The sequence below is a fragment of the Nitrospirillum bahiense genome, from assembly GCF_007828025.1.
In the GTDB taxonomy this organism is placed as follows: domain Bacteria; phylum Pseudomonadota; class Alphaproteobacteria; order Azospirillales; family Azospirillaceae; genus Nitrospirillum; species Nitrospirillum amazonense.
The window spans coordinates 8,640-22,976 of sequence record NZ_VITO01000030.1 but is presented as its reverse complement, the minus strand read 5'-3'; the positions used below and the strand labels follow the sequence as shown (position 1 = coordinate 22,976).

3 protein-coding genes are annotated in these 14,337 nt (G+C 69.5%); all 3 read left to right on the top strand.

What is annotated here, in order from left to right; genetic code table 11:
* Positions 1-2,175 carry a xanthine dehydrogenase family protein molybdopterin-binding subunit gene (locus FBZ88_RS27755; protein ID WP_145620239.1) on the top strand — a complete coding sequence of 725 codons (2,175 nt, stop codon included), beginning with the start codon at positions 1-3 and terminating at the stop codon, positions 2,173-2,175.
* Complete coding sequence (locus FBZ88_RS27750; RefSeq protein WP_145620238.1) at positions 2,175-3,506, top strand: cytochrome c; 1,332 nt, start codon at positions 2,175-2,177, stop codon at positions 3,504-3,506. Before FBZ88_RS27755 ends, FBZ88_RS27750 begins: the two co-directional genes overlap by 1 nt.
* Before the next feature lie 440 nt (positions 3,507-3,946).
* Positions 3,947-14,337, top strand: a 10,391-nt coding sequence (locus FBZ88_RS27745; RefSeq protein WP_186464631.1) for an MBG domain-containing protein, incomplete at its 3' end; no start/stop codon positions are given.

Here is a 14,337-nt window from a genome sequence, read left to right as displayed (position 1 = left end):
ATGGACAAATATCTTTCCACGCCCGGCACCTCCCGTCGCGACGTGCTGCGGGGCTTGGCCTACGGCGGCCTGTTGCTGGCCGTCGATCTGCCACTGGGCCGTCTGGCGGTGGCGGGCGAGAACGCCCCCGCCGTGTTCGCGCCCGACGCCTTCATCCGCATCGCCGGTGATGGCACCGCGACCCTGATCATGCCGCAGGTGGAGATGGGCCAGGGCATCTACACGGCCATGACCATGCTCATCGCGGAGGAGCTGGATTTGCCGTTGGCCGCCGTCCGGCTGGAGGCGGCACCTGCCAGCGACGCGCTTTACGGCAATCCCATCTTCAAGATCCAGGCGACCGGCGGGTCCACCTCCGTCCGCGCCTACTGGACGCCCATGCGCAAGGCCGGCGCCGCCGCGCGCGCCATGCTGGTGGAGGCCGCGGCCAAGCGCTGGCAGGTGGCGCCGGCCAGCTGCGAGACCCGGGACGGCACCGTTCTCCACGCAGCCACCGGCCGTTCCCTGCCCTATGGTGATCTGGCCGCCGCCGCCGCGCGCCTGACCCCGCCGGCCGATCCGCCGCTGAAGGATCCGAAGACCTTCCGTCTGCTGGGCAAGACCCAGACCCGGCTGGACATCGAGGCCAAGGGCAACGGTTCCGCCCAATACGGCATCGACGCCATGCCGCCGGGCGTGAAGTTCGCCACCCTGGCCAGCTGCCCGGTACCCGGCGGCAAGGTCAAGAGCGTGGACGACGCCCAGGCCCGCGCCGTGCCGGGAGTGCGGCAGGTGGTGGTGCTGGACGATTTGGTGGCCGTGGTCGGCGATCACATGTGGGCGGCCAAGAAGGGGTTGGACAAGCTGGTCATCACCTGGGATGAAGGCCCCAACGCCACGCTGTCCACCGACAGCCTGCGCGCAGCCATGCATGAGGCCGCGAAGCAGCCGGGCGTGCCGGTGAAGAGCGAAGGGGCGGATGCGCAGCCGGGCGCCCCCGGCGTCATCAGCGCCAGCTATGAGCTGCCCTTCCTGGCGCACGCGCCCATGGAGCCTATGAACTGCACGGTGCACCTGCGGCCGGGCGCCTGCGATGTCTGGACCGGCACCCAAGTGATGACCAAGGCCCAGGCCATGGCGGCGCAGGCCGCTGGTCTGAAGCCCGAGCAGGTGACCGTTCACAACCATTTGCTGGGCGGCGGCTTCGGCCGCCGGCTGGAGGTCGATATGATCGACAAGGCGGTGCGCATCGCCGCCCATGTCGATGGCCCGGTGAAAGTGGTCTGGACGCGGGAGGAGGACATCCAGAAGGCGATGTACCGCTCCACCTACGGCAGCTGGCTGTCCGCGAAGCTGGAGAATGGCAAGCCGGTGGCCTGGCGCCACACGGTGGTAGGCCCCTCGGTCATCGCCCGGTGGCTGCCGCCGGCCTTCACCGGCGGCATCGACATCGACGCCATCGATGGCGCCAGCGACCAGCCCTATGCCGTCGGCGGCTTCCACGTCGATTACGTCCGCCATGAGCCGCAGGGCGTGCCCACCTGCTTCTGGCGCGGCGTGGGCCCCAACAACACTGTCTTCTCCGTCGAAAGCTTCATCGACCGGCTGGCCCGGGAAACCAAAAGCGACCCGCTGGAATATCGCCGCGCGCTGCTGTCGGCCAACCCGCGGGCGTTGCAGGTGTTGAACACGGCGGCGGAGCGTGCCGGCTGGGCTACGCCGTTGCCTGCCGAGGCGGGTGGGCGCGTGGGCCGGGGCATCTGTCTGCAGTCGGTCTTCGGCAGCTATCTCGCCACCATCGCCGAGGTGGCCGTGCGGGATGACGGCGACGTGCGGGTGCGCCGCCTGGTCACCGCCGTCGATTGCGGCATGGTGGTGAACCCGGATGGCGTGATCTCGCAAATCCAGGGAGGGATGGTCTTCGGCCTGTCCGCCGCCCTGCATGGCCAGATCACCTTTGAAAAGGGGCGCGTGCAGCAGAGCAATTTCCACGACTACCGCGTCGTCCGCATCGATGAAATGCCGGCGGTGGAGGTGCACCTCGTGCCCTCAACCGAGGCGCCTGGCGGCATTGGCGAGCCCGGCACCACCACGGTGCAGCCCGCCGTGGCCAACGCCATCTATGCCGCCACGGGCGTGCAGCTGACACGCATGCCCATAGACCGGACACTGTTGGCCAAGGGGGGGCGGACCTGATGCGCGGAAGCACGAAAAGGGCGGCCCTACTGGTCGCCGGGATCATCGTCGTGGCGGGCGCCGCCGTGCTGGCCCGGATGGTGTTCCTGCCCGGCCCACTGGATTTCGCCGGCGGCCACCCAGTCAACCTGGCGGATTTCAAGGGCACCTCGCCCACCGGGGTGCCCAAGGAACTGGCCAACGCCGCCTTGCTGGAACGGGGCGCCTATCTGACCGCGGCGGCCGACTGCCAGGCCTGCCACACGGCGGAGGGCGGCACGCCTTACGCCGGCGGCCGACCGTTCAAGCTGCCCTTCGGCACCCTGTACACCCCCAACATCACCCCAGACGCGGAAACGGGCATCGGCCGCTGGAGCGACGCGGACTTCCTGAAGGCGGTGCACAAGGGCGTGGCGCCCGGGGGACGGCATCTCTACCCCGCCTTCCCCTACGCGTCGTACACATTGATGACGGACGAGGACGTGCTGGCCATCAAGGCCTATCTGTTCTCCCTGGCGCCGGTACGGCGGGAGAACCTGCCCGACACCTTCGCCTTTCCCTACAACCAGCGCTGGCTGATGATCTTCTGGGGCATGCTGTTCAACCCCGACCACCGTTTCATGCCGGTGGCCGAGCGCGATCCGGAATGGAACCGCGGCGCCTATCTGGTGGAGGGAGCGGCGCACTGCGGCGAATGCCATACGCCGCGCACCCCGTTCCAGGCCATGGACACCCGGCGCAAGTTCGCCGGCGGCCAGGCGGAGGGCTGGAACGCCTACAACATCACCCCGGATGCGACGTCGGGCATCGGGGACTGGTCGGCGGAGCAGATCGAAGCCTACCTGGCCCACGGCCACGCCAAGGGCAAGGGCGTCGCCTCCGGCCCGATGCGCGAGGCGGTGGAGCTGAGCTTCTCGAAGCTCAGCCCGTCGGACATCGCGGCGATGCGGACCTATCTGCAAAGCGTGCCGGCGGTGCACACCGGCCTTCCCGCCCCGGCCGGCCCCGCCCCGCGGGAGCATGGCGCCACCGTGGCCGACAACCTGGACGGCAAGCGCATGTTCGAAGGTGCCTGCGCCAGCTGTCATGCCTGGAGCGGCACCGGCGTCAATTCGGCGGAGGCTCAGCTGACGGCGAAGCGGGCGGTCAACGACCCCAGTGCCGCCAACGTCGCCCTGATGATCCTGAAGGGCTCCGGCCCCCAGATCGCCGGCCGGCCCTATATGCCAGGCTTCTCCGGCGCCTATTCGGATGAGGAGATCGCGGCGGTGGCCAATTACGTGACCGCGCGCTTTGGCGCGGCCCCGTCGAAGATCACGCCCGGCGATGTCGCCAAGCTGCGCCTGCAGTAGCGTCCCCGGTTTCCCCCGCCGGCCAGCCGGCGGGGGCCGGGAATGCGTACCTTCCCGGGCGCCCATATGGGATTCCCCACCGGGAAGCCGCCACTTGGCGCCCGGTAGCGGCGTGGCTGCGTTAACCACGTATGCCTTACGGGTGTATGCCAATAAACGCATCAATCACTTGAGGATAATTAGCAGCATAACTGCGGTACACTTTCGACAATTTCTGTAAATTGCCCGCAAGGGTTGCGTTATGGTCCCGGTGCCAGTCGCCAGCTGAACGGTTGCGTGACTGGCGGCGTATTCGCGAGCCGGGGCATGACCAGTGACGCGGTGTTGGCGGCCAGGGCAGGACCGTCACCCGCGTGGTGTCCCCAATGAGCCCGGTACGCCAAAGTTTCAGGCCACAGGTTCCAGGGGCGGACAGCATGGGTTCTCGGGTTGGGATGTGGATGCGGGGGAATGCCCCGCAAGGCGGTGCGGCGCGCGCTGAAGGCCATGTGATCTTCTCACCAAAGCCCCAACGGCACGGCCACCGGGCCGCCTTGCTGGCGGGCACGGCCATGGCCCTGCTGGCCGTCACCGCCGCCGGACCGGCCCGCGCCGGCAGCGGCCCCACCCTGCCCACGGGCGGCGCCTTCCAGGCCGGATCGGGCAGCATCAGCGGCGGCCCCGGCAGCCTGACCGTCAACCAGGGCAGCCAGCGCGCCATCATCGATTGGAAAAGCTTTTCCATCGGCCAGGGTGGCACCGTCAGCTTCAACAACGGCAGCGGCGCCACGCTGAACCGCGTCACCGGCGGCAACCTGTCCACCATCCTGGGGACGCTGAAGGCCACGGGCACACTGTACGTCATCAACCCGGCGGGCGTGGTCGTGGGGTCCAGCGGCGTGGTGGTCACGGGCGGCAGTTTCACCGCCAGCACGCTGGACATCGCCAACGACGCTTTCATGGCCGGCGGCACGCTGCTGTTCAAGGGCGACACGGATGCCGAGGTCAAAAACCTGGGCAAGATCTCCTCCACCGGCGGCGACGTCCTGCTGATCGCGCGCAGCGTCACTAACGACGGCACCATCACCGCGCCCAACGGCACCGTGGGCCTGGCCGCCGGCCAGCAGGTGCTGCTGAAGGACGGCGACGCGGGTGAGCGCGTCTATGTCCAGGTGGGGGGCGGCGACGTCACCAACACCGGCGCCATCGCGGCGGCGCAGGCGGAACTGAAGGCCGCCGGCGGCAACATCTATGCCCTGGCCGGCAACGGCGGCGGCGCCATCCGCGCCACCGGCACCACGGTCAAGAATGGGCACATCTGGCTGTCGGCCAGCGGGTCGACGGATACGGCCACGGACCAGGGCGGCGCCGTCACGGTCGCCGGCGCCCTGACGGCGACCAACGCCGACGGCAGCGGCGGCACCGTCATCGCGACGGGCAAATCGGTGGCCGTGCAGGCCGGCGCCGTGGTCGATGCCAGCGGCACCACCGGAGCCGGCGGCACCATCCTGCTGGGGGGTGACCGCCAGGGCGGCGGCGATGCGTCCGCCAAGCTGGTGAAGCAAACCGTGGCCACCGCCGCCCAGACCACCGTCGCGGCCGGCGCCACCCTGAAGGCCGACGCGGGCGCCAAGGGCAATGGCGGTGGCGTCATCGTCTGGTCGGACCAGTACACCGGCTTCGCCGGCGCCCTCAGTGCCAAGGGCGGTCCCCGTAGCGGCAACGGCGGCTTCGCCGAAGTGTCCAGCCACAAGCTGCTGGACTTCACCGGCGCGGTGGACCTGACCGCCCCGCTGGGTGCCGTTGGCCAACTGCTGCTGGACCCGGAAAACGTCACCATCTCCACCGGCAGCAACCTCAACAGCAGCCTGTCCGGCGGCACGTTCACCCCCACGGGCGACAGCTCCGTCATCAACACGACCACGCTGCAGAACACCCTGGCCACGGCCGACGTCACCATCACCACCGGCAACACCGGCAGCCAGACGGGCGACATCACCGTCGCCAACAACGTCACCTGGGCGGCCAGCCACAGCCTGACGCTGTCGGCCTACCACAGCATCATCTTCAACGGCGGCACGCTGAGCCACACGGCGGGGTCCGGGGACGTCACCCTGCACGCCGACAACACCGGCACGGGCAGCGGCACCGTCACCTTCACCAGCGGCGGCGTGGCCATGACCGGCAGCAGCGGGTCGGTGAACCTCTATTACAACCCGGCCAGCTACGCCTCGCCCACCAGCTATGCCGGCAATGTCGCGCTGGGCAGCGGCTCTCTCACCGCCTACATGCTGGTGAACACCGCCCAGAACCTGCAGGATTTGTCCACCAATCTGTCCGGCACCTATGCCCTGGGGCGTGACATCGACGCCAGCGCCACCGCCGCCTGGAACAGCGGCGCCGGCTTCGCCCCCATCAACAGCTTCTCCGGTACCCTGGACGGCCAGGGCCATACCGTCACCGGCCTGACCATCAACCGGCCCACCACCGTCGCAGTGGGCCTGTTCGGCGACACGCCCACAGGCAACGGTCCCAAGGTCAGCAACTTGGGCCTGGAGGATGTGAACATCACCGGCTCCAACCGTGTGGGCGGCGTGGTCGGGCGCGCCAACAACGGCGGCTCCGTCACCAACGTTCATGTCACCGGTTCCATCACCGGGTACGGCGACTTCATCGGCGGCCTGGTCGGCCAGGACGACCAGCAGTCGATCAGCAACAGCTGGACCGATGTCGCCATCACCGTCCCCAAGGGCTACAGCGGCACCGGCATCGGCGGCTTGGTCGGTTGGCAGCGGTCCGGCAGCCTGACCGACGTCTATGCCCTGGGCACCGTTTACGCGCCCAGCGCGAGCCGGGTCGGCGGCCTGGTGGGAACGAACGGCTTCATCGGTTCCGGCCAGGGGGCCGCGATCACCAACGCCTACGCCACCGGCAATGTCACCGGCAACGACGCTGTCGGCGGCCTGGTCGGCATTTCAGAGGGCGGCAGCATCGCCACCAGCTACGCGACCGGCACCGTCGCCGGCGTGACCAGCGTGGGCGGCCTGGTCGGCATCAACGCCAACCCGATCACCACCAGTTGGGCCAGCGGCAGCGTCACGCTCAGCAGCGGCAGCGCCGGCAGCATCGGTGGCCTGGTGGGCACCAACGGCGACAGCGTCAGCGCGGGCAGCATCACCAGCAGCTATTGGGACACCTACAGCACCGGCCGCGCGGCGGCGGTGGGCGCCGTCGTGGGGGGCAGCACGAGCAGCGCCGCGGCCGTGACCAGCGATCCAGCGCAGTCGGGCGCCAGCACCTACGCCTACAAGGCCAGCGCCTACGGCGCTTTCAACTTCACCACCGATTGGTGGTTGAGCGACGGCGGCACCCGGCCCCTGGGCCTCTGGGAATATTCACTGACCATCAGCAATGCCCACCAATTGCAGCTGGTCGCCCACGACCTGACGGCCAGCTACACCCAGAGCAACGACATCCGCATGCCGGCGCCGACCGCCGGCGGCATCTGGAAGTCCACCACCGGCAGCGTCCCCGCCGGGTTCATCCCCCTGGGCACCCCTTCGACACCCTTCAGCGGCACCTATGACGGGCAGGGGCACGCCATCGATGGGCTGACCATCAACTACGGTGGCGGCAGCAACACCTACATCGGCCTGTTCGGCGGCAACACCGGCACCCTCAACAACATCAGCCTGACCAACGTCGCCATCACCGTCACCAATGCCGACAGCCATGTCGGCGCCCTGGTCGGCGCCAACGGCGGCGGTCATATCGTGAACGCCTATGTCACCGGCACGTTGAATTTCCAGGGCGGTGGCGGCTACGGCGTCGGCGGCATCGTGGGGATACAGTACAATGGCGGAACCATTACCGGTTCCACCTCGATGGCTGACGTCAATCTCAGCTTCGTCAATGGCGGGCAGGCTTATGCCGGCGGCGTGCTGGGTGTTACCGCCGACCTGAGCGCCACGGCCATCAACACGTCCTACGCCGGCGGCGCCATCACCGTCACCGGTGGCGGCGGGGTCGGTGGCCAAGCCCTGGCGGGTGGCCTGGCGGGGATATCCACCAACATCTCCAACAGCTATTCCACCGCCACCGTCACGGAAACGTCTGGCAGAAGCGCGGATGAAATAGGCGGCCTGGTGGGTCAGAGCGCCACCGGTACCATCAGCAACAGCTACGCCAGCGGCGCCATCAGCGCGCCGGGCACGAAGATTGGCGGCCTGATCGGCTTCAACGTCAGCGCCACCGTCAACAATTCCTATTGGGACCAGCAGACCACCGGCCTGTCCAGCGGCGTCGGAAGCGGCAGCGCGACCGGCATCACCGGCCGCACCACCGCCGAGATGGCGGTTCAATCCAACTTCAGCGGCTGGGATTTCAGCAACACCTGGTACCTACCCGCCGGCCTGTCCCGCCCGGTCCTGCGCGCGGAAGCCAGCACCACCATCCGCGACGCCCATGAACTGCAGTTGGTGGCCCTGGCCCCCACCGCCCGCTACACCATCGCCAATGACATCAGCCTGACCACCTCCCTCGCGGACGCCGCTGACATATGGGGCGGCGGGTTCATGCCCATCGCCAGCTTCTCCGGCGAATTGTCCGGTCAGGGTCATACCATCAGCGGCCTGACCATTACCGGCAGCGCCACCAATAGGGGCCTGTTCGCCTCCACCACCGCCTCGGCCAAACTGGCCAACTTGGCGCTGACCAACGTTTCCGTCTCCGGCGGCAACAACGTGGGCGCCCTGGTGGGGTCGGCCACCGGCACCACCATCAGCAACATCACCGTTTCCGGCACGGTCAGCGGTGCCAGCCAGGTGGGCGGCGTCGTGGGCAGCGCCACCGGCGCCATCAGCTTCGCCGGCATGTCGGGCACGGTCAGCGCCACCGCCGACAGTGTCGGCGGCGTGGTGGGTTTCACCAATGGCACCATCGCGGACAGCTGGTCCACCGCCGCCGTCAGCAGTTCGGGCACCAGCAGCCACGGTCTGTACGTGGGCGGCCTGGTGGGACAAAGCACCGGCACCATCAATCGGTCCTGGGCATCCGGCGCCGTCAGCGGCTGGACCGACGTCGGCGGCCTGGTCGGCCTCGCCTCTGGCAACATCGCCACCTCCGGCGCCAGCGGCACCGTCACCGGCGGGGGCAGCGTGGTCGGCGGTCTGGTGGGAAACCTGTATGGCGCCAGCCTGACCAACACCTACGCCACCGGCGACGTCACCGGCTTTCAGGAAGAAGGCGGGCTGGTCGGCATCATCCAGGTGGCGGGCGCCAGCATCAACAACAGCTACGCCAGCGGCCGGATCAGCAGCACCAGCGGCAGCATCTACACCAGCGGCCTGGTGGGCCTGTCCAGTGTGACATTCACCGCCAGCAATTCATTCTGGGACGTCACGACCACGGGCCGGAGCTACGGCGCCGCCTCCGGCGGCAGCGGCCTGACGGTGACAGGCTTCACCGGCCTGACCGGCACCCAGGGCTTCACCAGCACCACCTTCTCCAACGCCGGCTGGGACATGTCCGGCACCTGGTACATGGTGGACGGCGGCACGCGGCCGATGCTGGTGGCGGAGGCGTCGGCCACCGTGCGCTCGGCCCATCAGCTGCAGCTGACGAACCTGAACCCCGGCCTCGGCTACACCCTGGCCAACGATATCGACCTTGGCAGCGCCCTATCCGCCACCGGCGGCGTGTGGGGCAGCGGCGGCTTCTCCCCCATCGACAGCTTTACCGGCACATTCGATGGCGGCGGCCATAGCATCAGCGGCCTGACCATCAATCTGCCCAGCAATACCGACGTCGGCCTGTTCGCGACAACCGGCGGCATCGGCTACCTTCACGACCTGTCACTCGGCACCGTATCGGTCACCGGCGGCAGCGCCGTCGGGGCCCTGGTGGGCGACGCCGGCGGCGGTGCCGTCAGCCATGTCACCGTGAGGGGCAGCATCGCGGGCGGCAGCACCGTGGGCGGCCTGATCGGCAGCATCACCGGTGGCGCCTTGCTGCAGGATGCCAAGGCCGACATCCTGATCACCGCCAGCGGCACCGATGTTGGCGGGCTGGTCGGCAACAGCAATGGCACCATCCAGGGCAGCTACGCCCTGGGGGGTATCCGCATGACCGCCGCCGGCAGCGCCCAGTCCGTGGGCGGCCTGGTGGGCAACAACAGCGTCGACCTGGTCAACAGCCTGATCGGCACCATCACCGACGATTACGCGCAGGTGGCGCTGCTGGGCACGGTGAAGAGCGGGTCCGCCGCCGGTGGCCTGGTAGGCACCAACAGCGGCACGGTGGCCCGAACCTACAGCATCGGCGCGCTGGCCTTGACCGGCACCACCACCCTGGGCGGCCTGATCGGCAGCAACGTCGGCACCGCCAGCAACAGCTTCTATGACACCGAAACCTCCGGCCTGTCGGTCGGCGTGGGTGGCGGCACCACCTCCGGCGTCACGGGGAAGACGACCGCCCAGATGCAGACGCGCAGCACCTTCACCGGTGCCGGGTGGGACTACACCACGCCCGTCTGGGGCATGGTCGACGGCGTGACCCTGCCCTACTTCACCTGGGAACATTCGGGCGGCGTCCAGATCGTCACCGGCACCGCCTACAGCGACGCCGCCGGCAGCAGCTTCGCCGTCGCCAACCGCGTCAGCGCGCTGACCAACGGCACCAGCCTGGGCAGCGGCTTCGCCGGCGCCAACGGCTATTACTACATCCTGGCCGACGGCAGCCCCATCACCGGCGGCAATTTGGTCGCCTACCTGAATCCGGCGCTGGGCAACACGACGCTGGGCAACGCCATCCACCTGACCACCAGCGGCGGCACCACCACCGGCCTGACCGTTCTGGGCAGCACGGTGCAGATGACCAGCGACGGCCCCACCGTCAGCACCAGCGCGCTGGCCGGCGCACGGCCCAGCGGCATTGATTCCAGCCTGCTCTACACCGTGTCGGGCGGCACCATCACGCTGTCCGCCAACGCCAGCCTGGATATCGAGGCCGGCAGCCGCGCCATCACCGTCGATGACGCCCTGACGGTCAGCGGCACCGGCACGCTTACGCTGAACAGCACCGGCACCAGCACGCAGTCGGCCGCCATCACCACACCCAGCCTGCTGCTGCTGGGCAGCGGCGGCGTCTGGCAGCTGGGCGGCCTGTCCGGCGGCAACAGCATCAACAGCATCGGCACGCTGGCCGCCAACACCGGTAGCGTGCTGATCGGCTCCAACACCGCCCTGGCGGTGGGAAGCGTGGGGACCACCGACGGCATCACCCTGACCGGCGGCCTGGGTTTCACCGGCGCCAGCACCAGCATCACCCAAACCCAGGCGATCAGCGCCGGCGGCCTGGCGCTGGAGGGCGGCAGCTACACCCTGACCAACACGGGCAACGCCGTCACGCATTTCACCGCCAACGGCGCCACGTTCAGCGTCGTCACCTCCGGTGCCGTCACCGTGGACAGCGTGACCGCAGGCGGCACCAGCTATAACGGCCTGACGCTGAGCGGCACGGGCAGCGACAGCCTGACCGCCGGCGGCAACCTGATGGTGGCGACCCCCACCAACACCGCCACCCTGGCGGCGGGCGGCACCCTGACCCTGACGGCCGGCGGCGACCTGACCGTCACCGACACCAGCCTCGCGGTCGGTACCGGCAGCGGCACCAGCACCCTGACGCTGGTGGCCGGCAACAATGTCACCCTGCAGGGCACCTCAAGCGCCATTACCGTCAACGGCACCGCCACCGCCGCCCTGACGCTGGCCGCCTACGCCGACAGCGACAGCAGCGGCACCGGCGGCATCACCCTCAGCCACGTCAATATCCTGACCAAGGGCGGCACCTTGGCCCTGGTGGGGGGCCCCGTCGTCAGCGACCCCACGACGGCCGGCAACGCCCACAGCACGGGCACCAGCGCCACCGACGACGCCGCCATCAGCATCACCAACAGCGCCATCAGCTTGGAGGGGGGCAGCGCCATCCTGAAGGGTGACGGGCAGGCCAGCGTCACCGGCACCTCCTCCGGCATCGCGCTGAACAGCAGCAGCCTCACCACCAGCGGCGGCGGCACGCTGACCCTGACCGGATCGGCCACCACCAGCACGGCCGCCGGCGCGCACCTGGGCCTGCAACTGGTGTCCAGCACAGTGCAGGCGGCGACCGGTGCCATCGCCCTGACCGGCACGGCGGCGGCTGGCCCCGGCGGCAACACCGGCCTGCTGATCAACGGCGGCAGCGTGACCGCTACCACCGGCGCCATCACCCTGACCGGCACGGGCACGGGCGGCACCGGCTTGCGGCTCTACGGCGAAACGGTCAGCACCACCAGCGGCGCCATCGCCCTGACGGGCAGCGGCACCACCGGTGCCGGTCTGTTGCTGGGCGACGGCGTCAGCACGGCCGCCAGCCTCGGCAGTGGCACGCAGACCGGCGCCATCACGCTGACCAGCGACGACTTTGCCCTGTCCAACGGCGCGGCCCCCACCATCACCACCACGGGCACGGTGACCCTGCGCCAGCAGTCCGCCGACCGCGCCCTGGCCGTGGGCGGCAGCGTGACCGGCGCCGACGTGCTGAGCGCCGCCGGCATCAACGGCGTCACCGCCGGCACTCTGGTCATCGGCCGCACGGACATCAGCGAGACCGCCGGCTACACCATCGCGGGCGCCATCGCGCCCAGCAATGTCTCCACCCTGTCCCTGGCCACGGGCGGCGCCATCACCCAGTCCAGCGGCGCCACCATTACCGCCACCAACCTGGCCGTGCGCGCCGCCGGCGACATCAGCTTGGCCACCACCGCCAACAGCGTCGGCACCCTGGCGGCCACCACCAGCGCCGGCAGCGTCAGCTTCAAGGACTCAGGCGCCTTGACCGTGGGCACGGTCGACGGCCTGAGCGGGGTCACCGCCATCACCACGGTGCAACTGACGGCCGGGGCCGACAGCCTGCTGACCGTGTCCCAGGCCATCTCCGGTACCGGTGTCACCCTGATCGCCGATCGCATGGACCTGTCCAGCGCCGTGAGCGCCACCGGCGGCGGCACCGTCACCCTGGCCCCCGTCACCAGCGGCTGGACGGTCGACCTTGGCAGCGCCAGCGATGCCACCACCGGCACGCTGGAGCTGTCGGCGGCGGAGCTGGACCGCGTCACCGCGGGCACCCTGGTGGTGGATCCGCCTGTGTCCGGCGACATCGTCATCAGCGCCGCCATTGCCCCGGCCCATGCCAGCACCCTGGTGCTGGAGGCCGGCGGCACCATCACCCAGGCCAGCGGCGCCACCATCACCGTGGGCAGCCTGGGCCTGGACGCCGGCGGCGCCATCACCCTGACCCAGGCCAACAGCGTCGGCACCCTGGCGGCCACCGCCGGGGGCGCCATGGCCTTCACCAACGCCGGCGCCCTGACCATTGGCACCGCCGGCGGTATCAGCGGCATCACCGCCACCGGTGGCGTCACCATCACAACCAGCGGAACGCTGACCTTGGCCAACGCGGTCACCAGCCAGGCCACCGGCGATGCCGTCACCCTGTCGACCACCAGCGCCTTCATCAACACCGCCGGCTCCAGCGCCATCACCGCCGCCAGCGGCCGCTGGCTGGTCTATTCCGCCACCTCCGCCGGCGACACCTTCGGTAACCTGGACAGCGGCAACACCGCCCTGTGGAACCGCACCCTGGCGTCCGGCACGGTGGCGGTCGGCGGCAACCGCTATGTCTTCGCGGAACAACCCACCTTGGTGATCACGGCCAGCGACGTGACCAAGACCTACGGCCAGGATGTCAGCGGCACGCTGGCCTACACGCTGTCCGGCGGCGCGACCGGCGTGGCGCACGCCTATCTGGGCGGCACCAGCCTCGGCACCGCGCCCACGCTCACCTCCACCGGGGCCGGTAGTGGCGCCAACGTCGGCGGCTACACCATCACGGCCAGCGGGGCCGCCACGACGGACGGTTCGGCCATCAGCTACGTCGCCGGAACCCTGACGGTGAACAAGGCCGCCCTGACGGTCACCGCCAACAACACCACCGTCACCTATGGCCAGACGCCCACCTTGGGCGCCAGCTACAGCGGCTTCGTCAACGGCGAGACGGCGTCGGTCTTGGGCGGCACCCTGACGGTCAGCGGCGCCGGCACCAACGCCGGCAGCTACGCCCTCACCCCCGGCGGCCTCACCGCTGCCAACTACGACATCAGCTATGTCGCCGGCACACTGATGGTGAGCAAGGCGGCCCTGACCGTCACCGCCAACAACGCCACCGTCACCTATGGCCAAACGCCCACCCTGGGCGCCAGCTACAGCGGCTTCGTCAATGGCGAGACGGCGTCGGTCTTGGGCGGCACCCTGACGGTCAGCGGCGCCGGCACCAACGCCGGCAGCTACACCCTCACCCCCGGCGGCCTCACCGCTGCCAACTACGACATCAGCTATGTCGCCGGCACACTGACGGTGAACAAGGCGGCCCTGACCGTCACCGCCAACAACGCCACCGTCACCTATGGCCAGACGCCCACCCTGGGGGCGAGCTACAGCGGCTTCGTCAATGGCGAGACGGCGTCGGTTCTGGGCGGCAGCCTGACGGTCAGCGGGGCGGGCAGCAACGCCGGCAGCTACACCCTCACCCCGGGCGGCCTTACCGCCGCCAACTACGACATCAGCTATGTCGCGGGCACTCTCACGGTGAACAAGGCCGCCTTGACCGTCACCGCCAACAACACCACCGTCACCTACGGCCAGACCCCCACCCTGGGCGCCAGCTACAGCGGCCTCGTCAATGGCGAGACGGCGTCGGTCCTGGGCGGCACCCTGACGGTCAGCGGCGCCGGCACCAACGCCGGCAGCTACACCCT